This window comes from Nocardia sp. NPDC006044, from assembly GCF_042871115.1.
Lineage (GTDB): Bacteria > Actinomycetota > Actinomycetes > Mycobacteriales > Mycobacteriaceae > Nocardia.
In genome coordinates, this window is the sequence record NZ_JBIAID010000001.1 from 495,517 (window position 1) to 520,580 (window position 25,064).

Here is a 25,064-nt window from a genome sequence, read left to right on the forward strand (position 1 = left end):
CTCATTCCGCCGAACAGCTCCGGCGCGAAAATCTTTCACGACCAATGTGATGCAGCGGTCGGACAGGATCCGAACATCTCGGCGACCGTGGGTTCGAGCACTACCACGAGCCGAGTGCCGACGACCGACAGTGCGGGCAGCTCAGTGCCGTTGTCCACCGCGAATCCGTACGCATCGCTGGCAGCTGCGGCCGACGACACGGAGATTCCCCCGTGGTACCGAGCATGCATCTCAGCGATGTGGATTGCTCCGCTGCAGGGCCCACCCCGGCAGACTGCCAACCGGGGTGTGGCTGTCGACTGTGCGCGGGAACTCGCATTGGCGCAGGCGAACCCAGCTACCGCAGCTCCCGGAACCGCTGCTCCGGACAACGGCGTGGGCGTGACCAGTCCGGAAGCAATGACGCGATTCGTCGTTTACGCAGCATCCGCTGCGGCACTGACGGGTCGCTGCGATCACATCGGCCCATCGGCTGATCTCCAGACTCGATCCGGTGACGCGCCACGGTGGTGTGGTCAGCCCGCCGATCCCGCTGCGGAACCGGTTGTGGTCCTGCTGCCGGAAAGACTCTCGGGGCAGGCCGCGTGTGGCGTGCGGGTCGATCCCGCCGCGGTGTCGCCGGGCGATCTGGTCTTCTGGGATTGGGATACTCGGACCTTCGCGCCGACCAGGGTCGGCGTTGCCGTCTCCACGAACACAGTGGTCACGGGAAATCCGGGAACCCGGCAGTTCGCCGAGGCACCGCTGCCGACAACCGGTGACGTTCGCGTGAAGCGAGTGTTAGGCGGTGGGCCATGACGAACGCGCAGGTGTCACCGGGCGAAGTCGATGCCGAAGCCGACGGCGCGGCCAATGATGCTGATACCGACGCTGCTTCGCGGTCCGCCACACCGTGGTCGGATAAGTCGGAGCAGCAGCGTCCACGTGCCGACAGTACGCCCGCCCTTACCGGTCCACCCGCTCCGGCCAGCAGCGGGAACGGTTCGGAAACACCGTCTTCCGGTACTGCGCAAGCGGCACCATCGACCGCACGCGACCGTTCGCCTGGTGCGCCACCGTCAACCGACGCCTACGTGCCGACCTACACCTCACCAGCGCCGGACCAGCCCACGCCCCAAGAACAAGGAGAGTCGGCGCCACCAACGGAGGCGCCGGCCGAGCCGGACTCTGCCCCGCAACCGCCGCCGGATGCGGGCGGTCTGCCGGAATTGGACCCGGACACCATCGCACGGTTCGCTCCCGTCGCGCTCACCGCAGGAGCGATGGCGCTGAGTGCCCTGCCGATGATCGCCTCGGCGATCGCGGGCCTTGCGGGCGGCGGCGGGAACTCTGCCTCGGCACCGGCGAACGGTGGCAATTCCGGTAACACCGCCGGCGGGCTGACGCCCGAGGCGCAACAAGCGATAGCGGTCCTGAAGCAACTCGAGGCCGCCTATGGCGACAGTCCCAGCGATGACCCCGAAGTAAAAGCGCTTCGCCGCGAGTTGGGCATCAAAACCAGCGGCAAGGGCTCTACCAGCAGCGCGGTCAAAGCCCGCCAACGCTTCCAGCACAACGCCGCGACCGCCTTCGTTAACCTCGACAACGAACTCGCCACCTACATCACCGGCTTGGCCGGCACCAGCAAGGTCGACAACAACGCGGTCACCTCGCTTCTTCGTGAGGTCGACACCGCGCTCGCCGCCTTGGGGCCACAGGCGTTTACCCAAGCGGGACAGCAAAAAGTCCACCAAATACTCGCCGCCGCCCTGCAAAAAGCCCACACCATCGTCACAGGCACCCATGACACCGCCACCGATACTGCCAACGCCATCAACCGGCTCACCGCCCAGTATCTCTACAACATCAACGGAAAGGTCGCACCGGGCAGTTCGAGGACCGCGACGACCGCAGCGCAGAAGGCGGTTTCCGTGGCGCTCGCTCAGGTCGGCGATCCGTACGTCTGGGGAGCCGAGGGCCCGAACAGCTTCGACTGTTCCGGTCTCATGCAGTACTCGGCATCAGCGGCGGGCGGAAAGATCCCGCGCACGGCACGCGAGCAATACCGGCAACTACCCAAGGTGCAGCCCGCGGATATCCGCCCGGGCGATCTCATCTTCCCGGACGCGCAGTTCAATGGCGGAAGCCCCACACACGTCGTCATGTATATCGGAAACGGCCGATGTGTCGAGGCGCCCCAGCCCGGCGGCAGAGTGCACGTAATCCCTCTACCCCGTGGTTACCAGGCCACCCGATGGTCGTAGATTCGCCGCTGGTAGGTCGTCCTAACCCCAGCCGTGGTCTTGGTATCGGTCGGTCCGCGGCCACGTCTGACGCACTGTCCGACCGAAGCCGTGGGTAATGACGGGATTGTCGGGCGAGTTGCTTCGGAAGATGCGGGACGATCTGCTGGAACGCTGAATCGGCGTGCTGTGGGGGAACTGCATTTCAGATGGAGCGGTTTAGTCGACGACCTGCAAGCAGTTCGTCGCCTCGATGGGGCGGATAGCGAAATCCGGAGGCGTCTCGGGAGAACAGAGACGGGCACCAGCCGCACGGGTCTGTTCGCGTAGCGACAGATCCTCTCAGCAGTCGCGATGGTATCGATCCTTTTGGCCCTCCGGAGGTGCAGCGACGCTATGTGGTCGACGACTACATCACGATGTGGGAGCGTAAGTATGGTCGGCGGATGACGCTCGAGGAACGTAGAGTGCTGAGTCAAGGCTGTATCGGTATCACCAAGGTGCGCATCGGCCAGCTGAAAGTCGGCGCGGTGCCGCCGATGAACTTGGCTTTTGCCGACCCGGCCGCGCATGTGGAGCTCCAAAACGTAGAGAAATTGCTGGCTCCGGGCGAGATCGTCAACAAAGAAGCGATGTGGTGGCGAGGGGAGATCAGCCAGGTGGAGGACGTGATTAAGAAGGAAGGGGTAAATTGGACGACAGTGGGCCGCGATGGAAAGCGAAGGGGCGCGGTTGATTACCTGAGGTACGCGATGGCTAACTTGGATAACGCGCGAGTGCAGGCCGGAAAAGTATGGGTAGACCTTGCCGAGGGGGATATCAAGGAGCTGCAGGCCGGGCGCGTTGCTGCCAGGATCTCGGGCGATACGCTCACTTTCGAGAGGACTTCGATATACGTCGAGAAGTTTCGTGATATCTTGGCTGCCGGGCCCGCCGATGTCAAGGACTTCATGCGACTGGTAAAAGCAGATCCCGACTTGGCGCAGTTGCGGGGTGTTGATCATTATTTGCCGTCTTCCGATCCATCGGAGTGGAAGCTCATAAGGTATTCGAAGCACTTCTGGTCAGGGCAGGAACTGGTGCGTGACGGGAGGGGGATCTCATATGGAAGCGTGGCGGATTCGAATCCAGGGCCACTGATTTGCCAAATCCGAATAGATTCAAGCCGGTTCCCCGTACTGGTCAGGTAGATATGCCGGAGATCATTTCGAAGGAAAGCCAGGTTATGTGAACTTTGACTATGGTCTGTACGAGGAGGGGACTGGCAATTGGTGGCATGCTAATCATTCCGACAGTAGGGTATTCATCGGAGACGGTCCGCCTCCGGCCGATCCGATGAAAGTGTTTCAGAGCACTCAAGAAAAATTCTTCGCCAGCTCTTCAGGTTTCGACAGCTCGGTTATTTGTATCGTTTTCGTCAAGGATGCTACTTGACGAAACCTATCAGGGGGCACGATACCGATGTTATCGGCAACATCAATCTCTGTACCGGATATGATTTCATGATGGACCTCGACGACTACGTCAACAAACTCGCAACTCTGTTCGGGATCGCCGAGAACACTGCCGGTGGCGCGATTCTCCGATGCGGTGTGGATTCGCATGTGTATATCGAGGGCCTTTCGGAATGGGACGAGATCGACCAGTATGCTGCGTTTGAAGTCACTGGAACGTTGGTCGAGGAGGGCTGCGACGCCGATCTCCGGACCGATGAGGGTGCTGTTCTGCACGGGTTGGGCAGACACTATGTCCTGAAGCGCGCGATCTGGGAGCGAATCTCGTAGGCTCCGATCGACCGCGCGTACGTGTATGTACCGCGCACGGTTCCCATCGGTGGGAATCATCGACAATTATTCGGACGGGAAAGGAATGTCCGAATGGCTGTTGTCGTGGAACCGAATAGGCAACCGCTATGAGTCTGTTCGGCGACATCATCGGTTTTGCCGCGGGCGCGATCGGATTCGCGGTCGGTGGGCCGGTGGGCGCCGCGCTCCTCGGTGGAGTGGTTGGCGGCGTGATCAACGGCATCGAGCACGACTGGGACTTCGGTGCGGTGGTGGAAGGGGTCGGGCTAGGGGCCGCGGGCGGTTTGATCGGTGGCGGGGTGGGCGGACTGGGTTTCAAGACAGCGTTCAAAGGGGGCATCGGGCTCACAAAGGCGAGCGCGACAGGCGGGGCTCGCGGTTTGTTCAACAACGGTGTCCGCGGCGCGCTGCCTAATGCGTGGCGAGGTGCTCAGGAGCCGATGGAGCACAGTCTCGGTGGGATGATCAGCGCGGGGTTCGGGCCGAAGCGGGCCATCGACGCGCCCGGCATGATCGAAGACTTCTTTCATCAGATAGCCGGGTATCCGGAGATTCCGACGATTCCCATCTCACCGAAAACTGCTCCACCGGACATGCCGCTGGTATATATGCCGGATCCTAACCATATGCCGGATGGAGTGCAGTTTTCGCGTAATGCGCAAGCACATTACGACCCGCCGGTGTACCAATTGCTGATGGGGAACTGGGCATGCCTCGGGTCGGGTCCGAAACCGGACCGGCCCGAGAATCTGTGGGCGATTCCGGCGATCAAGGGCGCTGAGCTGGCGCAAATTGCCAATTATTCGCAACTGATCGCTTCATTGGAAGACGTTTACCAGAAAATTTGTGACGCTGACGGTGCGGTGGCGACCGTTATCGAAAGGGCGGCGGATCTCTCGAAAGACGGGCGAAAGCAGATCGGCGACCTGATCAATCGACTCGCCGAATGGGCCAAGACAAATCCTGCCGATATGGGCAAGATCGGGCAATATATAGAGGCAAAGGAGTGGACTCCCGATGCCATACCCACCGACAGCGATGGCGCGTTGAGCGAGGATATCCTGGCAATGACTCTCATCGCCTCGGTGACAATAGCCTCTTCGAAGATCATGCAGAGCCTGGCCGACAAAGCAGAGGAATACGCTGCCGCGGTCGACGAGCAGAAGCCCTCGTCCAACGAGAATCCCGGGCCATCGCTCGGCGAGGATCCGAAGCAAGATCCACAGCGAGACCCGAAGCAACCGCCGCCTGCGGTCCTGGCGTCGGGGGATCCCAACGCACCCCGTGACACGGCCGTAAACCTCGCGGCCGATTCCATACCCTTGCCCAAGCCTTGGGAATGGGAGGATGTCGGTTCGCACGCCGGCAATGAGCAGGCAGTGATCGGTGCTGACCCGGCATCTACGTCTGTCCTTCCGCCAGTTGTGTCCACGCCTTCTCCGTCGGTCATGTCAGCTGCGAACCCGGCAACGCCGCCGAGCACGCCATCGGCACTGCCGACCGGGTCCGCAGTGCCGGTCGGGTTCGGCGACTACGGGCTGCCCATGCAGCTGCGGCAGCCCGCGGCGAGGGCTGATTCCGGCACGCGAAAACCCGCGGTGTCCGATCATGCGCGCACTGCCGATCGGCGAGTATCGACCGGCCAGATCCGAGACGGCGCAGCGCAACCCCCGTCTGGCACGACTGCGCCACCCTCGACGACACAACAGTCGGCGGCACTCGACAAGGCCGGGAAATCTACCGGGAGTCCAGTTAGCGCTTCGATCCATGCGCGGGATACCGACGAAAAGGGCGTGCCATACATGTTCCCGGATGGCCGCCTCCAGATTGTTTCGGTGGTTGTCCGGCAGGCCCTCAGTGCTGCATTCAGCAATACGGCGGGGACCGACGCGCGTGCGGCCTATGCCATGACATCACTCCCGCTACCCGCTGGCGATGAGATCGGCGAACGCGTGGACCCGAACCAGCTGAATACCGGTGACGTGGCGGTATGGGTCGACGAGACCGGCGTCCGGCACCTGGCGTTGATGGCTGTCTTCCGTGGTGACGCGGGTACCTCCGCCGAGGTGATCATCGACGGCACGCTGCGGCCATTCGACGACGAAACGATCGGGAAGCAACTAGGTTCTAGCGTCTTCGACGGCTTTTCCCATCCACGAGGTATCGAGATTCCGATGCCCGGCCAGGGCGCATCGAGTGCTGTCTCGATCACGCCAGAGTCCATCCCGGTTTCGGCATAAGGAGATCACGTGTCTGACAATGTTATGGGGGCCGCTGTAAACCTCGCTGCCACGATGCTTATCGGTAAGAAAGCAGGAGTGGTAAAACAGCTCCTTGTCGGGGCAGGCAGCGGTGCCGTCGGTGGCGCTCTCAATGAACTTGTTGACGGACATAGCGATCTCGAGCATCTCGGTACCGCTGCCGTCTCCGGCGCCGTGGGTGGGGGCGCCGGTACAGGTGTTGCCCAGCTCATCGGAAAAGGCGCTTCATCCAATATCGCGAAGAAGTACATCAGCAAAGCTGAGCCTTTCCTCGACAAATTGAAAACGAACACCGCCACACTGGCTACCGCCAAAGATGATCTATCGACAGCGACGGATAAAGTGGCACAAGCTACCGAAAATCTTAATAAAGTAGATCCGGCGGATGTCGCTAAGCGAGCCAAAGCGCAGAAGAAGCTGACCGACGCCGAAACGCAGAAGAAGACCGCCGAAAAAGCCGTCAAAGATAGCCAGGCTGCAGTCGATGACGCTGCCAAAAAAGTTCCAAAAGGCCTTGACGCTCTGAAGGGTGCACAAACAGCTTTCCCCAACAATGGTATCGGTATGAGGCTGACTAGGGCATTGGGGTCGGTAGCAGCGGTCGAGGCCTCGGAACCAGATTCAGATCCCGCCAAACCTTCGGGCCCCGGCCCTGGCATCCCCGCCGGAGGTGTCCCTGGCGCGGTGGTTGTGCCGCCCGATCTGGAGTGGGCAGGGGCCGCCGCCGCCGGGGATCTTTTCGGCACCGCGCCATTTGTGGGGCACAATGGCTAGTTCGACGGACGGCTTTCTGGCCCAGCCGGTCAAGCTGAGCCCCAAGCTCAAGAATTGGTATTCTGGCGCTACTGATTCGCTGGCCAGTTGGATGGTCGCCGTCTATAAATCCTACGGCTACATGAAGAAGCCAGAGGACGTGCCTCATATGGACGTCCCGGCGGTACGCCCTATGCGGCTAGAGGGTGCGCAGCAATCCGCTGCTATCACCGCCTATCAGGACGCAGTCGCCCGCATCGGCACCGCATCCGACCGTTTCAACAAACTGCAAACCGACATGGTCTCGGCTATTTCCGATCTGACTGAGATCAAGAAGAACGGACAGGACGATATCGGCAAACTCATCAAGGCGATCAACCAGGTCGTGTCCGGAATCATGGTAGACCCGGCGGGGGGCGAAACACTCGATAGTGTATTCCTCGATCTGATTGCGCAGGCGACCACGAAAATTCAGGACAACTTCGATAAGGGCACCGACGGAGTCGATGGCACCGAGAAGCGTCTGGCGGCGCTCGAGGCGGCCCTCAAACAGCAGCCGAATCCGAATCTGCCGAACCCGAATCCGAATCCCAACCTGCCGAATCCCAACCAGCCGAACCCGAACCCGCTCGATCCGAATCTGTACAAACCGCAGAACCCTCCTGCCGATGACCTGAACAAGCTGGCAGGCAACCCGAACGGGCTCGATAAGCCGACCGGCGTTGAGCCGCCGAACAACCTCGATTCGGATCTGCAACGAGCCATCGACCAAATCACCAGACAGGGGACGAACCCTCCGGTGTCCGCCCCGATGATGCCGTCCTCATCGCCGTTCGGCGCGGGCATGGACCCGAACTCGTTGATGAATCAGCTTGCCCAACAAGACATGATGCGCAGGCTCAACGGCGACAACCCGATGGATCGGCGTCCACCGATCGATCAGCCACCGGCGCAACGACCGCCGGCTCCGGCGCAGCCGCAGGCCACCCGCCAGTCTCCGTCGACGCCATGGACGAACAACGGCACACCCGTTACGACCAACGGCACTTCCGCTTCACCCGCTCAACAAGCCGGTACGGCGGCGAACGTGTCGTCATCGCAGTCGGGAACCCCGGCCCCAGCCCGGATCCCGGCCGCGGATGGCAGCGTGCTGTACACCTACCCACCGCCGGAAACTCGTTCTCAACGAGTATCGGCAGCGGTCGCGCAAGCCCTGGACGCGGCGTTCGCCAACCATGGCGCGACCGACGCACAGGATGCCTACAAGTCGACGAAGGCGAAATGGTCTGACAACAAGCAGATCGGTGACCGTGTCGATCCCAACCAGTTGATGACCGGCGATGTCGCGATCTGGGACCGCAATACGGCACTGCTGGTCGTGTTCGGTCCCGATCAAGGCGGCACGCTCGAGGTCATCGTGAAAGGCAAGAAGCAGTCGCTCGCAGACCTGCTGGCCGGCAACGATGCGCAATCGCCAGCAGCAGCGACATCCGGCGAGGGCAAGCCGTCGCCGTCGACGGAGACATCAAGCAACAGCAGTGAATTCGGCGACTTCCTCGGCTTCGCGCACCCACCCGGCATCGAACTCACCGGATCCGGTGAGCCGGCTGTTGCCGCGCCGCAGGCCGGGGATCCGTCCACGAGTATGCCGGCCGTGACGTCGGCGTGATCGGGCGTTTATGGAGGTTGTGATGGCACTGAATGTCGATCCCGGGGAGCTGGTCGCGGTCGCGTCGAGGCTGGCGTCGCACGTGCGCGAGACCGGAACGGCGATACCGAAAGGATGGGTGACCCCGGCGGGTGCTGATCCCATTTCCGTGCACTATGTCCCCCATCTGAACACTCGAACAGCTGCCCTGATCAACGGCGTGCTCGGCTCGCTCGGCGAGGTGCACAGCATCGCGCACCACGTCGGCGGTTCCGCGGTGGACTACGCCACGACCGACGACGAGAACGCTCGCTCGATCGGTCGCGCCGGCGGTGACCCGGTCACCAATCCGGTCGGGGGAGTACTGCAATTCACCCCGCGGGAGCCACCGGCCGGGCCGTCGGGCTCTGCGGAAGCCGTCGACTCGCTGACCTTCGCGCGGCAATTGCGTGCTGGACCCGGGACGGGGCCTGCCGGTCGCTTCGCCGACGCACTCCGTCACTTCGGCCGCGGCCTCCGGATGGACACGACGGGCGAACTCGACGGCGCGGGGAAGACTCTGCACAACTGGACGCCGGTCGGCACGGCGGCGGCGGAATCCCTTGATCGGCAGCGTAATTGGCTGAGCCGGCTCGCCGGTGGATTCGACGAGCTCGCCGACGGTGTCGACCACTACCGCTCGGCCTTCGATACAGCGAAGGCCAAGCATCCGACGCCGGAGGAGATCATTGCCACGCGCAAGGAACTCGTGGCCGCGATGCGATCCAAGAACGAGGTGCGTACCCAGAAGGCACTCGCCGAATTCCAGGAACAGAACGCCCGTTCGTCCGACGCCATCACCGGGTATTCCACAGCGGTCGGCGCGAACGCGCCGGTCACAAGCAATTCGGCCATGGGCGCAACGGCCGCCGCGGCCGGCGGCACCGGCGGCGGCAGCCCCGACATGAGCATGCTGTCCTCGTTGCTCCCCGTGCTGATGAGCACGCTGGCCTCGGCCGCGCCGCTGAGCCAATCCCTCAATGCCGCAAACGATCCGACCGAGACCGGCTATGACTCCTACGACGGTTTGCCGGACTACGCCGACTACGCGGATTCCGGAGCACCATCCGTCAGCGATATCAGCGCCCCGTCGGACGTCAGCGCGGGTATCCCGGATGTCGCTTCGTCGACCGCCGCTCCGAGCACGTTCAACGTCGCCCCGATGCCATCGGTCACTCCGGTGACAGGAACACCCGCGACCGCGAATTCTTCATTCGCCCAACGTGCTTCGGTGATCGAGCCGTTGTCGACGGCATCGGCGCAGGCGGCCGCTCAACGCTCGGGTCAGCCGATGATGCCGTACATGCCGATGGCTCCAGGGATGGGCGGTGCAGGTGGCACGGGCGATCGTAACCGCGTCGTGGCCTGGCATCCCGATCGGCTGATGTATGTCGACGACACTCCGCACACCGAGCAGGTGATCGGGGAGCGGCCGTCGATCGCGCCGACGGTCACGCCCGCAACCCCGAACCCCGCACAGGCTCCATCCCAATCCGGAGGTAGCGCATGAGCAGCATCCATCCCGACGTGCAAGCGGCCCTCGACGCCGCACGCGATCTACGTCATCGGATCGCCGAATTACGCGAGAACATCGACAATATTCGCGCGCGCAGGCCGTCACCGAGCGGCGCGATCATCCCGGAGGTCGACGCCATGGGACGGCTGACCGGGCTGTATCTGGCGCCGGGCACGACGAATCGGTTCACTAGCCAGGAACTCGTCACCGAAATCATGGCCGCGATCAAGGAAAGCACCGCCGATGCGGCACGGCAGTACCGGGTGGTCATGGACACCGTGCCGGATCCGGCCGACTTCGTGGAACCGCAATGACGGAGCAGGGCGGGGTTACCGTCGCCGACACGGTGCGCTGGCTGCACGATGAGGGCCTGGCCAGATTGGCCGCCGTCGCCGGCCGGGCCCCGCAGCCGTTCGCGGCGTACACCATCGACGTTGCGAACGGTGCGGTCAACGCGCATCCAGCAACCGCGAGCACGGGGACGGATGTGATGACCCTCGCGGCCGATGACCTGCCCTATCCCATCGGTTCACCGAAGCGATTGGTGGTAATCGGTGTGACAATCACCGAGGCCGTGCTGGTGGTGGATCTCGGTGAAATCCGTGCGATCGCGGTGAACGCGGACCGGCCGGACATCGTCGCGCGCGCTTGGGTGTTGCAATTGCTGCTCAATTCCGAGATCTCGCTGACCACCAATTGTGCGAGCCTTTCGGTCGCGGGTAGCCGCAGAATTCGGCAAAGCTTCATGCCGGGAGTGGCGACCGAGCTCGTCAATGTCGACGACAAACGACCGCCGAACACGACGATAAGTCTCAACCCTCCGACCGACGGACCGGACCATCTGGAGGTCGACCAGGACGGCACCGGGGAGCTGTACCTCGGCGCTCGCTTCTGGAACCTGCGCCAAGTCCTGACCGTCGGTGACGCCGCCTGGAAATCCCTTGTGGCGCAGCTGGAGTCGGCGGACGAGGCGCCAGAGCCCGTACCGAATGCCGATCCGACACTCGACCGACAGCCCGAGGAGGAGACCGATGACAGATACGTACCCCACCGATCCTGACGATATCGAATTCGAGGAACTGGTCGCCGCTGCGGCAGAACCCGATTGGGGCAGCCGGATCTACGAGGTCTTCAACGCCGACCGCACTGCGGGTGTCGCCTGCAACCGGGACGGTGAGGTGATCGGGATGCACCTCACCGACGAGGCGTGCGACAACGGCGATATCTGGCTGGCCGATCAGTTGCTACGGCTCGCCCGGCTCGCGCATATGAAGTCCAGGGTCGGCTTGCGCGCCGAGATGGAGTACAACGGCACCCGCTCCTACACGGTAGACGCGTTCGACCTGCCCACGGAGGCCGGTTACCGGGCAGCGGAGGAAGCCGAATTCGGCGCGAGCACGGCCTGACCAGGACGACTCGGCAGACAGGATCCGACATGCTCGATATGGACGAAGCGTCCGAGGTGATCGCCGCGGCAGGTCGGTTCACACGTGCCGTCGACGCCGTCAACGGCACGGTGTCTCGTGCGGTCGACAGTTTCGTGACCGATCGCGGTGCCGCCTCAGCGCTGGACCGTGCGCTGACGGCGAGGACGGACTGGATCAGGGCTACGTTCGGCAAGGCGGTTGCGGACAGTGATCGTCGGGCCGAGTCGTTGTATCAACACGCAGCGCATGTTGTGAACACGGTCGAGGCGGCGGACGCGCGCGGTGCCGCCGAGCTACCTCGAGCCGGGACAGGCTGATCATCGTGTGGGAACCAGAGCCCGACGGTCCCTACTGGGACATGATCGTCGGTGCGAACTGGCCCACTATGTCGCCTGCGTACTGGCGAGCGATGGAGCGGGTAGCACGCGACAACGCTGTTGCTCTGGGCCTGGAGCGAATCGAACAGGCGCGCAACGCGTTCGATGACCGGGTCCGGTTCGGTGCTGGCCTGCAGCCGATCAAGGATGACATGCGTTCGCAGCAACACACGCAACGCGCGTTCGCCGACGCACTGGTTGCCGCGGCCGACACCTTCGGTGACTTCGCGGTGCTCGTCGACCGGACGCGCAACCAAATCCTGGATATCGTCGACCGGACCACGAAGGATATCGCGGCGGAGAATGACCTGATCGACGAATCTGGTGGTAGCGAAAGCGGCCTGGAGTCGCAGGAGCGGGTCGTGCAACTCGTCGAAGCCGCTCGTCAGGAGATCGCAGACGTGATGCGCAACTCCGCGAGCGTGATCAATCCAGCGAATTTGCCTGGGCTCGAACGAATCGCAGCCCTGTTGGCGCAACCGAGCCCTTGGACAACGCGTGGCTGGGACGGCGAGACCGCTCCGCCGCGCGATCAGCATCGGCGCGCTTCCGCGGCGGACAGGTCGGACGAGTCCAGGTCGCGTGAGACCATGGCAGGCTCCGGATCGCCTTTGACCGGTGGCCCCGATGGCACTGTGCCAGTGCGAGAATCGGCGCTTTCCACAGCGTCGGGAGCTGTTACGCCGTTGCCGGGAGTCGTCACAACACACCCGCCGGCGAGCGGCGTGGCGGACCCGCCTGCTGAATCACGTTCCGAGCCGGCCGAAGTAGCTGATGCGACCCCGGGCCAGGCAACGGTGGACGGCGGCCGGGCTGCGTCGCGAACGCACTCGCCTGCAACGACTTCCGGCGAGAACGAGGTCGAATCGGTGGGCGCGAAGTCCGATACGGCGGACGAACCGCCGGATGCCTCGCCCGTTCACGACGTGCTGACGGCACCAGGCTCCGGCTCGAGACCCGGCATCGGCATGGGCCAGGCGCCGTCGGACGCGGCGGCCGCCGAACCGAAGCCACTGATCGTCCCCGGTCTGCTACCGCTGGCCGGGGGTATGGCCTCGGCCGCTGTCACCCCATTCGTTGCCAGGTCGCCATCGGCCGGTTCGGCGGCAGGCCCTTTCGGCTCACCCGCGTCGCTGACCGAATCGCGGGCACCGGAATCGTCACGTGCGCCGGCCGGGCCGGCCACCCACTCGTCGGATGCCTCGGCTGCCCACCTCAAACCGCAATCGCCGCACCGCGTTCCACGGCAAGGCGACGGCGCGGCCGCGCCGGACAGCCGCGAACTCGTCCGCGGCGCGGTCGAAGCAGCGATGGTGACCGCGGCGGCGCCAGCTCACCTGGTGGGCGACCGTGTCGACGCAGACTTGATACTGGCACGGACATTGCTGGCCGGCGTCCTTGAGGTGGCAGGCTCATCGGTAGCCGGGTTGCAGTGGGCAGTCGCGGTGCTGCGACAGGACGACCACGCCAGCGTTTTTCTGGCCTCTACCGAGGGCAGAGGCTGGATCCCGGCGGGACTCTTGTTGCCGCGCGCGGTGTCGACACCATGGCACTGGGCGCTTGCGGAGGCCGAATGGGAGGGAATCGCCGATCCAGCACGCGTACTCGCCGAATTCGCGACGGTATTCGGTCATGATCGGGGTGCGCGGATGTCGGCCTTGGCCTCGTCGCTGCCGATCGATCGCAAGCTGCGCGGACAGTTGGGTGGCGTATCGCTGGCGTGCGAGGTAGCCGCATCCGCCGAACTTGACCTGAGCACGCCGCAACCAGAATTGATCGACCGGTTCGGACTCATCGCCTCACAGCAAGCAACCGACTACGTCGCCTCGGTGCCCGCCGAAGCCATCGGCGGACGGTGCGCGGACCTGGCTTGGGACGCACACCGCAGGGTCGCCGAGGCCGGGCCGGGTCCTTTTCGAGAACTCGGTGTGGCAGACGCGCGGCAACAGATTCTGGCCGCGACACGTCGCGGCCTTGTGGGGGCGAGCCTTTGGGACGAACTCAGAGACATCGATGATCTCCTGGCGGCATCGCAGACGCTGCACCGATCGGACGTGTCGCGGTCGGCTCTCGGAGAATTGCGAGCCGAGTGGTCTCATCGGGCCTCATCGGAATTTTCGGTATTGCGTGATCTGACTTTTCAGCGCAGATGCAATGAATTGGTATTGCTGCTCGCGGAGGACCCCACCCGGCAATGTCTACGCGATGCCGTATATGCCCACGCGCACATTGCCGGACATCCATTTTTCGCTCAGTCGGAGGTGTTGACCGTTACGAGCCAGCCGCAGGTCACAGTCGCACCCGATTACTGAACCCCCATGGATGGGAATGCTCGACAATGGTCCTATCGGTGGTGGAAAGGATTTGATGGATCATGCCGGAAAGCATGAATATCGACCCTGCGGTGCTTCGTCAGCTGGCCATCCAGCACGAGCAGGTCGCAGACGATACCCGGAAATGGGCAGAGCGGCCCCAGGCCTGGCTCGACAGCTTTCTGGACACCTACGGGCCGATCGCACAGCCGGTATTCGACGCGCTGAACCGTTATTACGATGCTCGTAAGTTGGCGGGCGACAAGTTGGCCGCCGACCACGACGGGACCGCGAAGGCGCTGCGTGAGTCCGCTCACGCCCTTGAAACAGCCGATGACGAGAGTGGTTCGTATATTCGGGCCGGGGGCGGAGCGCTCGGCGACCATCGCGATCCGGTGAACAATCCCTTACATCACCTTCTCGGAGGCGCCGGCGCGCCGAAACCTGACTCGATACCCGTTGGTCCCGCCGACCATCAGTCCCCACTCAATGGACACGACCAAGGAAACGGCATCGCTGCTCCGCTGCTCCCCAACGGCGTGCCGTCCGCCGCGACGGACGGCGGCCACCCACCCGCCGGAGCCGACGACACCGTGGCCGGTCCACCGGCTCGCACGGAGGACGCGGATGGGGTCGTCGCTACGCATGGTGCCGTACCCACCGAAGATCACGCCGCGCCGCCGGTGAGCGGCGTGCTGCCGCCAGGATCGGTCGCGCCCGTTGCTCCGATCGGTCAGCCGATCACCGGTGGTCCGGACACCGGTGGACAGGCTGGTTCGACGACTGTCGATCCGGTGCCGCCGCCGCTGCCGGTTCCGACGCCGTTCGCGGCCGCGGTGGCCGCCGCCAAGGACAAGCAGGCCGAGTCGGCCCATGCCATCGGCGACGAGGTGAACGACGACCTCATCGTCGCTCGAACGCTACTGGGTGGCGTGCTCGCCGCGGTCGACTCGCCGTTCGGCATGGCATGGGCGGTCGCCGTTCTGCGTGGACCCGGCGGTGCGGCCGTCTTCATCACGTCGAACGAAGGCCGCGGCTGGCTCCCGGCCGGGCTGTTCTTGCCGCGGATGGTGTCGACGCCATGGCTGTGGGACGAGCTGCTCGGCGAGGACGATGCCGCCCGCTGGGAAGGCGTGTCCGACCCAGCCCGGGTGCTCGCCGAATTCGGCTTGGTCTGGGGGCCGAAGGCCAATGCGCGACTGTCCGCCCTGGCTTCCTCGGGACCGATCGGCGCCGGGTTGCGTACTCGATTCGGCGAGGCAGCCATGGCCGACATGGTCGGACCGTCACTCGATGTCGATCTGCGCAACGCCACGGACGACACCACCGACCGGCTCGGCCTGATCGGTTCGGCGGACATGTTGGATCACGTTGCGGAGACGGCGGATTCGGCGATTCGCGGCGCGTGCGTCGAGTTGGCCCTCGACGTGCACGCAAGGCTCGCGCGAACGGGTTCGAGTCCGGTGCCGGGGGCGGAGTCACGGCGGTTGCGGGATCGTATTCTGGCGATGGCCCAGGCAGGTCAGCCAGTGCCTGAGCAGTGGTGGGAAGAGTTGCGCGACAGCGACGGGCTCCTCGTCGCGTCGATGCTTTCGCAGCGCATCGACGCGGGGCAGATCGGCCTCGGCGAACTGCGTATTGCCGACGAGGGGTCGGCACTGCGCGCTTTGGTGTTCGAGCGTCGATGCAATGAACTGGTGCTGCTGCTTGCCGGCGAGACGACACGGCAGACGTTGCGCGACGCCGTTTATGCGTACGAACAGATCGTCGGACATCCGCAGTTCGTGGCGGTTCCGGTCGCCGTCTCGGTTCCGCAGACGGTCTCGGTTACCGAGGCGGACCGAACGGACGAGGACACCCCGGTCTCCGCACCCGGCGCGCTTGCAGCGCCGCAGCCAGGGGCGATCAGCGCGCCTTCGTCGGCGCCACCGCCCGGCATGTCGGTCGACTCATGAACAGCGTTGTGAAAGCGAGGATTACGATGTCACAGGCGACGACGGCTAGACCTGGAATCGCGACGACAAGGCGTGGGGTCGCGCACTCATGACAGCACCGAAGATTCCCTACATCGGCCCGTTTACTCCGTGGATTCCGCCGGAACTGTTGCCCGCTCCGCCGAGTCCAAAGCCAGGACCGGCGATTCTGGGTGGGGCCGTCAATCGGTCGACCCTGGGGCAAAATGAACGTTTGATTCCTGGGGCGCCACTCACCAAGGGCGGCAATACCTTGGCGCTGCAGCCGGACGGTACGCTGGTATTGAACAATGCGGACCGGGGCGTCGTGCAGCAGTGGACGTCAAAATTGCCGCCGGGCACCAACCTGAGCCAAATTGCCGTCCGGGCCGCACCTGACGGCCGGCTCTATCTTGCCGATGGCAACCGCAACAAGATCAGTGATTTTACCGATAGCGAAGGTAAACCGTTCGGCGGCGAACAGCCGAAGGTCGGCTTCCTCGATTCGATCGTGCGCACGGTGAAATCCGTGGCCGAAAACAATTCCGTCGGCCTGCTCGACGACGGCACAATTGCGGTTATGACCGACGACAGAGCTGTCTCGGCATTATTCGAACCCAAAGCTAGTAGTTTTCGATTCCCATTGTTCTATCCGTATGGCGCATCGGAAATGCTGCGATTTGTCATCACAGTCGGCGAGTTGCGCATCAACGAGCTGGTTGCCGCGTTGCACGAAGGGCACGCGGACGAGCATCCGGAAGACTCCAAGGTGCTGGAGAAGGCGGGGATCGTCGATGCCACGAATCATTCGCTGATGACCGATAAGTATACGTTGCATCTCGCGGATATAAAGCAGGTCGCCAGTGATCTCCTGTCCAAGAACAAGAGTGTCGAGAAAGACGCCAAAGAAGTTCCGAAAACGATTACCGATGGACTGACCGCCGTCGGTAACTTCGTCGGCGACCTGAAGGGGCAGCTGCAAGGGGCGGCGATCAACGTGAACGCTCTGCCCGCTGACGCGACGAAGCCTGCGAACAAGATTTCCAAACCGGTCGAGGACAAACTTGTCCAGGCCATCGCGGACACTGTGTACAAGGTGCAGGACAAGGTGCAGTCGGTCGCGGACAAGATGGCAAAGCTGGGCGCACATGTAGAGAAAGAAAAGCCTCGTCCAGGCCCAGCCGGTCCGGGTCCTGGCCCGGGTCCCGGCCCGGGACCAGCGCCGGGGCCCGGGCCAGGACCGGCGCCGGGGCCCGGGCCAGGACCGGCGCCGGGAAATCCGAACGATGCGATCATCCCGGACCCGGACCATCGTCAGCTCGTCGACGATGTACTCGGTAACAAAGGTGACCCGGACGACGCGGAGTCGGATGTCGACAAGTCGACGGTCACCGCCCCGGATCCGGCATCGAAAATTCGATCGGTGATCGACAAGCTCCAAAACGGCGGATTGCCTAATGGATCGATTCCCGGGAACGCCAGCATACCCCAGGCCAATCCCGGGGGTAATCCGATGGCGTCGATGGCTATGCTCCCGCAAATGATGGCCGGCCTACCGCAGATGATGGCGAACTTGGCGAACCAGCAGAAACCGCAGCAGCTCGATCCGAACCGGATACCCGATCCCGGTGGGCGGCCGTACTCGAATGAGCTGCCGAAGGTGCCGTCGAATCCATTCACGAATCCACCGGAAACGAAAATGTCGGACACACCGCCGGCCGTGTCTAACGCGAATACTGCGCCGCCGCCCGCGCATGCGCCGCAGTCCATGGTGAATCTCAAAGTGGGCGATTTGGATTTGAAACAGTCGGTGCCCGCGTCGGTCGCTCAGGCGGTGAACAATCAATACAACAACCCGAATGGAATCGATGCGCTCGCCGCGTACGGCGATACGTCGTTGACCCCGGTCGACGGTACCCCTAGGACCGGCGATGTAGTGCGGTGGGAGAATCCCGACAACGGCACCATCCGTACCGGTATCGTCGTTGTTACTGATGGGCATATGCAATTGGTCACCTATCATGATCTCGTTCAATTGCCGGACCCGGTTAATCCCTCAGAGGCTGTCCGCAGCGTTATCCAAGCAGGCACCGGCGCGGATAGTAGCGCCCCGGTCAGATGCATGGGCTTCTTCCATCCAGGCAGCGTCGATATGACCGGTACTGCGGGCATCCCCGCGCCGCCGCCGGTCGCCGTGACTGCGCCCGCGGCTCCCAAGCCTCCGGTGCCCGCGAAAGCGTGATCCGCCAGGGACGAACAGGATTGGACAAAGGGGCCGGGGACGAGTCGGCCGCCGAGTTGAAAGCTCGGCGGCCGACTCGTCCCCGGTCAGACTTCCTGTGGCTCGCTCTCGTCTGTCGCCGTGGCATCCGTCTCGCCTGCAACGTCGGCTGTTCGCGCCGGGTCGGTGATCTGGCGGCGGCGGACAGTGGGCGCGGTAATCGGACGTGCGAGCGGCGGAGGTGCTGGTGATTTGGGGTCAGTCGACTTCGCCGAGTCCGCCGGTTTTGCTGGCGGATCGGCAGGCTTGGCCCCTGGGTCGATGGGCGGGGCGGGGGGAGCGGCATCCGGGTTGGCGGGAACGGCGTTGGCGGTGGCCGGTGGCGGTTCCTGATCGGCGGGCAGTGCGCCCGGGTCAGCGGGTGGTGCGGAGTTGTCCGATGCCGCGGTAGCAGGGTCGCCGGGTGCCTTCTTGTCGTCCTTGCCGTGCTTGTCCTCAGGCTTCTTCAACAACTCTGGCAGCAGCGACATCAGCGGAATCGCCGCCATCGGCAGCATCGCGACCATCGGCAGCAGCGACGACAATAGATCCGGGCCGCCACCGCCTGCCGCCGGTTGCTGACCGGCCGTAGTGTTCTGGGGGGTGCCGGAATTCGAATTACCCGCCAGTTGGGTATTGAGCTGGTAGACCGCCGTGACCCTGGCGTACACCCGCTGGATCGTGTGGGCGATCGTGTCCATCAGCGGTACCTCGATGGCGACCCTCGCTTGCCGATTCGACGCCGACTGCAGAGGCGGTTCCGCGTTCCGGAACGCGGCGTTGAGCGCGTCGACATCCTGCATAATGCTGCCGAGGGTCTGGTTCTGTTCGGCGGCAATCACATTCGATGTCGTCACCACCTGCCGGTCCATGGTGAGCAGGGCGCCCTGTCTTGCATCGATCGCGCTTATTGTTTTTTGGTACTCCTCGGTGGCCTCGCTCTGCCCGAGGTTGCGGTAAACTACGGGTTGCAGCAGATCCGCGACCTCCGGCGGTGGCGTCGGCACGCCGTGCCCGAGCAGATCGACAGCATCCTGAATTGCCGCATCGGCCATTCCGATAAAGTGCACGAGTCCGATCGAGGCGCCTTTCGGTGGCACGAGATCGACACTGGCGTAATGCTTTGGCGCGGTCCGATTCGAGGCACCGGCAGAGGCTGTTTTCGCCGCCATTACCACTGCACCTGCCTCCCTGGATACTTCTCCCGATTCTCGCGCCTTCCCGGCTATGGGAAGGTGAATCATTGCGTGCGGAATTCACCCGTATAGGTCCTATCCGTGGTCCCCAAAGTTGGGAAGGCATGGATTTTCATCGATATCACAATGTGTGCACGGAATTGGAGGCGATTGGGATGCGCGAGGGCGGGTCGTACAGATGTCGCCGGATGTGACGGGCGATACCGGCACGGTGCTTCGATCGTTGCTCGATCTCTACGGAGCCGGGCAACCGGGCGATGGTGACACCGCCGCCGCGACTCAGCAACACACCGCTGACCTGCGCGCGCACACCGGGGCGGGCGTCAAGGCATACGCGGGCACCTTGGACATGCAGACCGCGGTCGCGCAGGCGCAGGCGGGTCGTGATGATGCTGTGCACAGCACGGTCGCGGCGACCGGGGACGGGAGCCTCAACGGGCGTAGCAGACTGACCAATCAGATCGCCGACTTCCGGTCGAGGGCGCGGGCGATCGCGTCCGTCGGGGACGTGCGCTTCAGTGGGCCCGCGCTGCTGGATGTCGCACAGCAGGCGCTCGGAAGCGCGACCAAACAGGTGACCTCCGATGTCGCGGCGGTGCAACAGCAGGCAGCCCAGATTGTCCCGCCGCCTGCTCCGCAAAACCTGCCGCCGCGGCGGCGGACTTCGGGCCGACGACGCAGGCGAACTCGCCCGCGTTCGATTTCCCGCCCGCGTCTGCCGCGCCAACGCACCCCGGTCCCGTCGGACGGGACCGCAGGCGGGCGCGCGGTCAGTGCGGCGAGCGGTTGGCTCGGCACCCCGTACATCTGGGGTGGCGGCGGTGCGGGCGGGCCGACCGGCGGCGGCTTCGACTGTTCGGGTCTGACCCAGTACGCGGTCGCGCAGGCCAGCAACGGCCAGGTCATCCTGCCGAGGACGACTTATGAGCAGATCTACAGTGGTGTCCGGATCAGCCCCCACGATGTACGCGCGGGCGACCTGGTCTTCCCGGCCGACTCGTTTACCGCGCGGGGGCCCGGACACGTACAGCTTGCCGCAGGAGACGGCATGGTCATCGAGGCGCCGCATTCCGGCTCAACGGTCAAATGGTCGCCGATGCCCGCCAATGCCGTGGTGGTGCGTGTGCTGTGACGGATCACCGGGGCGGAGGCATGGCGTAATGCTCGAACTGCCGCATGAGGTCGCGTTTTTTCTCAATTTCGTTGGCGTCCAGTATCCCGACATCAACGAAGACGATGTGCGTGCGCTCGCGCAGCACATGCGACAGTTCACCCAGAACGTCAACGAAACGCACGACTCGGCGACTCAGCTCATCAAGGATATGAATTCGTTCTATTCCGGCTATTCATATAACCAGCTTGTCGCCGCGTGGGGCGCGATGAGCGCGACGCATATGGCCGAACTCGACCGTGTCTGCAAGCTCGTGGCCGGCGCGCTGGAGGTCGCCGCTGACGTCATCCTCGCGGTGAAGATCGCCGTGATCGCTCAACTTGCGGCAATGACCGTATCGTTCATTACCATTCTCGCGACGCCGGGCATGGGGCTGATGACTCCCGCGCTTGCTGCCGCCGCGCGCCGGGTGTGCACACAGATGGAGCAGAGCGTGATCGGCTACGTGGTCGCAGAGGTGATAGGCAAGGCGATCGAACCCTTCGAGCATGCTATCGATGACATGATAAAGGGTCTGGTTTATCGAGCGGTCATGCCGGAGGACGGCCAGGCGCCGGCGCATTCCGCCGCCGAGACGCTGCATATCGAGCCGGACGAGGTTCTGCGTAGTGCCGACATGCTCGACAGCTATGCCGACGAAATCTTGCAGCATGCGAACAAGTTCGCCGCCGATGTATCCGCGCTTGATTTCGCGACACCCGGTAGTCGTAGTGAGATTTCGATAACTCCTGGCGATTACCAGATGCCGCTCCTGCGCCGTCCGCTCGAATTGCCGCGGATCGGCGGCGCCGATGTACCGGTCGCGGTCGTCGATGCGCCGAATGCGGTACCGAGTTCGGCCGATGCGAATGACGTACACGCCGCATATGCGTCGCCGCCCATTGTGGACGCCGCTGCTCATCAGGCAGCACTGCAGTCGGTCGACCGCGGTTGGCCCCCCGGTACGTCGGCGTCCGGCAACAACGCTGCGGACTCGACCGCACCGAGCGAGACCGTGCCGACCCGATCGTGGCCGCCGAGTTCGTCCGTCGGCAGCGCGTCGGGAGACGACGTACTCAGATCAACGTCCGAACCGATCGTTCCTGGCGACGGACCGGGTTCGGACCCGGCCAGCGATGCGTCGCCCGACCGCGTGTCGGAGACCGCATCGACGAAATCGCCCGATCCACATGCCGATTCAGTCAGCTCGGCCGCCACGGTCACAGCTGCGCCGCCGACGCGGCCCGGTGAAATCCAAGCCGGACATGACGACTCGGCGTCGGCTTCTGGACCGGCTGCCCCTGCGCAACCTCGGGACGGAATGACCGGTAGTCCACCGGGATCTGCTCCGCGGCAACCCGATGCCCGAGGTGGTTCGCCCACTCCAGCGAGCCCATGGGCTCGCTCCGGCCGACTTCCTGCTGCGACGACGAGTGCCCCGAAGGCGACGAGTGCCCCGAAGGTCGTACCCCCCAAGGTGCTTCCCCCCGCAGTCAGCGCTCCGGAGCGTGAATCGTTGGCGACGCCGTGGTCGAAACCGGACCGTGCGAAGAATGTGCCATCCCGGGTCTTCGTGCCGACCGCTGCTGAGGCGCATCGCACCGGACCGATCAATAAAACAACAGAGGACTGTGAGGCAGAGCTCGAAAACTCTGCTGAGGAAACGGAATCGAAAACGGCCCGGCCCGCTGTCATCGCGCCCGCCGTGCCTGTCGCGCCACGCCCTACGGCTTGAGCTCCCGGTCGTTCGGCACACGCTGAACTTCGTAGAAGGGGTTCCAGCGAGTGTGCTGTCGAAGTTCGCTGGCGTCTACCGGGGGGTTCCGGGGTGCGGCGGCCGATCCGGGCAGTAAGACGATCGACCGCCGCCGACAGGGATCGCCGACGAGGGCGAGGCGACCCGCTGCCGAGGGGTGGTGACCAGTGGGGTCTGTGCTGGTCTACCCCCCGTGCAGAAGGAGCGGCAGAATCACCGATCCTGCTCAGAATTATAACACTGAATTATGGCGCACCAGGTTGTGGCGCTAAAATAAGGAGAGCAAACTCGGGTATCGCCGACGAGGACTTTTGCTAGACGCCGTTGGGGTGCGGTGTTCGGTGGGTGTCACGGTCGTGCGGGGCGCGTCGGCCGGTCGAGGTGGGGGTGGGTCGACCGGCCGACGCTGAGGGGATGACAGGATGAGGGGCCTGTCACCGACTTAATCGTAAACCATTTTTGATGAGCCATCTAGTAATGTACCACTAATTAGCGGTGAAATAGCGAACCTGGGCCGTACGGATTGCCCCGCACAACCCCTTCCCGGTGCTGGGAACGCTCAGGTCGAATCTGGACGCGCCGCCGCTATCGTCGATCGGGCGAGATCGTCTGAAGGGAAGTCCGAGTTGACAGCGGCTGAGGACGCTTTTTACACCGGCGTGCAATCTCTCGGATTGGTCGCCGGTGGCGTGCGAAACGACGAGCATGCCACAGCGGCCTTCCAGGCCGCCACGAATCTGGATCCGGACATGTGTGATGCCTGGCTGGGCCGAGCGATGGCCGGTGAGGTCACGTCGGAGGTGATTTACGGGGCGTACCGATCGGTGCACAACCTCTATCGGGATCAGCAGCGAGCCGGTCTTGCCGATCGCGCGCTGTGGTGCCAAGTCGAAATGGGCATGTACGGCTTGCGAATCGCTATGGCCGACCGCGATCAGATCGCGATCGCGCAAGCCTGCTCATACGCCGAGGCAGGCGAATGGCAGGAAGCCGCAGTGATTCTCGATAGCGTGCCCAGCGACGACGTGGCGGACTTCGTGCGCATGTCGCTCTATTTCCGCACCAGCCGCTGGCCGGATGTGCTTACCGCCCGTAAGGCGCGGCCTGTGCTCGATGACGGACTGCTCGATATCGCAGCAGAGCTCATGTCGGCGGAGTCGCTGGCACATCTCGGACGGGTGGACGAGGCACTACCGCGCGCGCAACGGATTGTCGAGGAAAGCGCGTCGGGTAACAAGTCCTATATCTGGGCGGACGCGCACTACCTGCTCGGAATGCTGTTCCGGCGCAATGGGGAACACGAGGTCGCCGACAAGATATTGAAGGGTCTACAGGGCTCGAACCTGTGGGCGCAGCGCCCACAATGGTCACGCGCGTTACGTGACAAGACATTTCAGCTCGAGATTGTCCCCGCCGAGGTCATCGCGTCGCGCACCGACAGGTGGGATGCGAAGTCGGGTGACGACCCCGCTGAAGTCGCTGCCTCGGCGGCACGGGCCGAGCGGGAGAGTTTGCAGGCCGAGGCTTCGGAACTTCTGCAGGCGCAGATCGGCATGGATTCGGTCAAAGAGCAGGTCGAGCGGCTGAAGTCCGGTGTGTTGATGGACCAGGTTCGCGCGAAACGCGGATTGGCGGTGGAGGCTCGTTCGCAACATCTGATTTTCTCCGGGCCCCCCGGCACCGGTAAGACGACCATCGCGCGGGTGATCGCCAAGATCTTCGCGGGCCTCGGGGTCGTCGAGAACGCCGAAGTGATCGAGGTGTCACGCAATGACATGGTCGGCACCCACCTGGGTCATACCGCCCCGAAGACGAACGCGCTGATCGATTCCGCGCTCGGCGGGGTGCTGTTCATCGACGAGGCGTACACCCTTATCCAGGAGGGGCTTTCCGGCGGCGACGCATTCGGGAAGGAAGCGGTCGATACGTTGCTTGCTCGCATGGAGAACGATCGCGACAAGTTGGTCGTGATCATCGCCGGATACGAGGACGAGATCGACCGATTCCTCGGCTCCAACGAGGGTCTGGCCTCGCGGTTCACCAAGCGGATCCGGTTCGCCAGCTACGAACCCGACGAACTGGTTCGGATCGCAGAACAAATCGCACGCAGCAAGGACTCGGTGCTTTCCGAGCAGGCGCGCGAGATCCTGCATGTCCGCTGCGGTGAGCTTGCCGGTCGGACGAAGAACGGCCGCCGGTTGATTGACCTGGCCGGCAACGGCCGCTTCGTGCGCAATGTGATCGAGGCGGCCGAGGCCGAGCGCGACTACCGCTTCACCAGGGAAGGCATGGACATCGGGTCGATGACGGACCAGGAATTGATGACCATCGATGCCTTCGATATCACCGCGGCGCTGGAGGGGCTGGCCCGGACCACCTCGGCCTAGCGA

19 protein-coding genes are annotated in these 25,064 nt (G+C 63.8%); 17 read left to right on the forward strand and 2 right to left on the reverse strand.

What is annotated here, in order from left to right; translation table 11 throughout:
• Positions 1-515: 515 nt before the first annotated feature.
• Positions 516-707, reverse strand: a complete 192-nt coding sequence (locus ACFYO1_RS02305) for a hypothetical protein (protein ID WP_387226322.1) — start codon at positions 705-707, stop codon at positions 516-518.
• Between the two features lie 87 nt (positions 708-794).
• Between ACFYO1_RS02305 and ACFYO1_RS02310 the strand changes: the two genes are divergently transcribed.
• The 14 genes from ACFYO1_RS02310 (at position 795) to ACFYO1_RS02375 (ending at position 18,554) form a co-directional block, all read left to right on the forward strand.
• Positions 795-2,243: a DUF4226 domain-containing protein gene (locus tag ACFYO1_RS02310; protein ID WP_387226324.1), complete on the forward strand. Its 1,449-nt coding sequence runs from the start codon at positions 795-797 to the stop codon at positions 2,241-2,243.
• Between the two features lie 425 nt (positions 2,244-2,668).
• Positions 2,669-3,412, forward strand: a complete 744-nt coding sequence (locus ACFYO1_RS02315; RefSeq protein WP_387226325.1) for a hypothetical protein — start codon at positions 2,669-2,671, stop codon at positions 3,410-3,412.
• A gap of 240 nt (positions 3,413-3,652) precedes the next feature.
• The gene (locus ACFYO1_RS02320; RefSeq protein ID WP_387226327.1) at positions 3,653-4,006 is read left to right on the forward strand and encodes a hypothetical protein; all 354 of its coding nucleotides are present in this window, start codon (positions 3,653-3,655) and stop codon (positions 4,004-4,006) included.
• Between the two features lie 128 nt (positions 4,007-4,134).
• A complete protein-coding gene (locus tag ACFYO1_RS02325) occupies positions 4,135-6,267 on the forward strand; it encodes a hypothetical protein (RefSeq protein WP_387226329.1) in 2,133 nt (710 codons plus the stop codon).
• Positions 6,268-6,276: 9 nt separating this feature from the next.
• Positions 6,277-7,062, forward strand: coding sequence for a hypothetical protein (locus ACFYO1_RS02330; RefSeq protein ID WP_387226331.1), 786 nt, complete (start codon positions 6,277-6,279; stop codon positions 7,060-7,062).
• Entirely contained in the window at positions 7,055-8,710 is a 1,656-nt protein-coding gene (locus ACFYO1_RS02335) for a hypothetical protein (RefSeq protein ID WP_387226333.1), read from the forward strand. Before ACFYO1_RS02330 ends, ACFYO1_RS02335 begins: the two co-directional genes overlap by 8 nt.
• Positions 8,711-8,732: 22 nt before the next feature.
• Entirely contained in the window at positions 8,733-10,238 is a 1,506-nt protein-coding gene (locus ACFYO1_RS02340) for a PPE domain-containing protein (protein WP_387226335.1), read from the forward strand.
• Entirely contained in the window at positions 10,235-10,558 is a 324-nt protein-coding gene (locus ACFYO1_RS02345) for a hypothetical protein (RefSeq protein WP_387226337.1), read from the forward strand. The genes ACFYO1_RS02340 and ACFYO1_RS02345 overlap by 4 nt, the downstream gene beginning before the upstream one ends.
• On the forward strand, positions 10,555-11,304 hold the full coding sequence (locus tag ACFYO1_RS02350; RefSeq protein WP_387226339.1) for a hypothetical protein: 750 nt from the start codon (positions 10,555-10,557) through the stop codon (positions 11,302-11,304). The genes ACFYO1_RS02345 and ACFYO1_RS02350 overlap by 4 nt, the downstream gene beginning before the upstream one ends.
• Entirely contained in the window at positions 11,276-11,650 is a 375-nt protein-coding gene (locus ACFYO1_RS02355) for a hypothetical protein (protein ID WP_387226341.1), read from the forward strand. Before ACFYO1_RS02350 ends, ACFYO1_RS02355 begins: the two co-directional genes overlap by 29 nt.
• Before the next feature lie 29 nt (positions 11,651-11,679).
• On the forward strand, positions 11,680-11,988 hold the full coding sequence (locus ACFYO1_RS02360) for a hypothetical protein (RefSeq protein ID WP_387226342.1): 309 nt from the start codon (positions 11,680-11,682) through the stop codon (positions 11,986-11,988).
• A gap of 5 nt (positions 11,989-11,993) precedes the next feature.
• On the forward strand, positions 11,994-14,360 hold the full coding sequence (locus ACFYO1_RS02365; protein WP_387226344.1) for a hypothetical protein: 2,367 nt from the start codon (positions 11,994-11,996) through the stop codon (positions 14,358-14,360).
• Between the two features lie 62 nt (positions 14,361-14,422).
• Positions 14,423-16,315, forward strand: a complete 1,893-nt coding sequence (locus tag ACFYO1_RS02370) for a type VII secretion target (protein ID WP_387226346.1) — start codon at positions 14,423-14,425, stop codon at positions 16,313-16,315.
• Positions 16,316-16,403: 88 nt separating this feature from the next.
• Positions 16,404-18,554 carry a hypothetical protein gene (locus ACFYO1_RS02375; RefSeq protein WP_387226348.1) on the forward strand — a complete coding sequence of 717 codons (2,151 nt, stop codon included), beginning with the start codon at positions 16,404-16,406 and terminating at the stop codon, positions 18,552-18,554.
• Between the two features lie 86 nt (positions 18,555-18,640).
• Here ACFYO1_RS02375 and ACFYO1_RS02380 read toward each other — a convergent pair whose 3' ends face one another.
• On the reverse strand, positions 18,641-19,744 hold the full coding sequence (locus ACFYO1_RS02380) for a hypothetical protein (protein ID WP_387226350.1): 1,104 nt from the start codon (positions 19,742-19,744) through the stop codon (positions 18,641-18,643).
• A gap of 202 nt (positions 19,745-19,946) precedes the next feature.
• Between ACFYO1_RS02380 and ACFYO1_RS02385 the strand changes: the two genes are divergently transcribed.
• From ACFYO1_RS02385 to eccA, 3 genes are all read left to right on the forward strand, one after another.
• Positions 19,947-20,900, forward strand: a complete 954-nt coding sequence (locus ACFYO1_RS02385) for a C40 family peptidase (RefSeq protein WP_387226351.1) — start codon at positions 19,947-19,949, stop codon at positions 20,898-20,900.
• Between the two features lie 28 nt (positions 20,901-20,928).
• Positions 20,929-22,653 (forward strand): hypothetical protein, encoded by a 1,725-nt coding sequence (locus ACFYO1_RS02390; protein ID WP_387226353.1) that lies wholly within the window; start codon positions 20,929-20,931, stop codon positions 22,651-22,653.
• Positions 22,654-23,300: 647 nt separating this feature from the next.
• Positions 23,301-25,061 (forward strand): type VII secretion AAA-ATPase EccA, encoded by a 1,761-nt coding sequence (gene eccA / locus ACFYO1_RS02395; protein ID WP_387226356.1) that lies wholly within the window; start codon positions 23,301-23,303, stop codon positions 25,059-25,061.
• Positions 25,062-25,064: the final 3 nt, after the last annotated feature.

Bases quoted from the DNA above. Each gene is read 5' to 3' on its own strand.
- ACFYO1_RS02310 (WP_387226324.1), top strand. From the start codon at position 795: ATGACGAACGCGCAGGTGTCACCGGGCGAAGTCGATGCCGAAGCCGAC.
- ACFYO1_RS02315 (WP_387226325.1), top strand. From the start codon at position 2,669: ATGACGCTCGAGGAACGTAGAGTGCTGAGTCAAGGCTGTATCGGTATC.
- ACFYO1_RS02325 (WP_387226329.1), top strand. From the start codon at position 4,135: ATGAGTCTGTTCGGCGACATCATCGGTTTTGCCGCGGGCGCGATCGGA.
- ACFYO1_RS02335 (WP_387226333.1), top strand. From the start codon at position 7,055: ATGGCTAGTTCGACGGACGGCTTTCTGGCCCAGCCGGTCAAGCTGAGC.
- ACFYO1_RS02340 (WP_387226335.1), top strand. From the start codon at position 8,733: ATGGCACTGAATGTCGATCCCGGGGAGCTGGTCGCGGTCGCGTCGAGG.
- ACFYO1_RS02345 (WP_387226337.1), top strand. From the start codon at position 10,235: ATGAGCAGCATCCATCCCGACGTGCAAGCGGCCCTCGACGCCGCACGC.
- ACFYO1_RS02350 (WP_387226339.1), top strand. From the start codon at position 10,555: ATGACGGAGCAGGGCGGGGTTACCGTCGCCGACACGGTGCGCTGGCTG.
- ACFYO1_RS02355 (WP_387226341.1), top strand. From the start codon at position 11,276: ATGACAGATACGTACCCCACCGATCCTGACGATATCGAATTCGAGGAA.
- ACFYO1_RS02360 (WP_387226342.1), top strand. From the start codon at position 11,680: ATGCTCGATATGGACGAAGCGTCCGAGGTGATCGCCGCGGCAGGTCGG.
- ACFYO1_RS02370 (WP_387226346.1), top strand. From the start codon at position 14,423: ATGCCGGAAAGCATGAATATCGACCCTGCGGTGCTTCGTCAGCTGGCC.
- ACFYO1_RS02375 (WP_387226348.1), top strand. From the start codon at position 16,404: ATGACAGCACCGAAGATTCCCTACATCGGCCCGTTTACTCCGTGGATT.
- ACFYO1_RS02380 (WP_387226350.1), bottom strand. From the start codon at position 19,744: ATGGCGGCGAAAACAGCCTCTGCCGGTGCCTCGAATCGGACCGCGCCA.
- ACFYO1_RS02385 (WP_387226351.1), top strand. From the start codon at position 19,947: ATGTCGCCGGATGTGACGGGCGATACCGGCACGGTGCTTCGATCGTTG.
- ACFYO1_RS02390 (WP_387226353.1), top strand. From the start codon at position 20,929: ATGCTCGAACTGCCGCATGAGGTCGCGTTTTTTCTCAATTTCGTTGGC.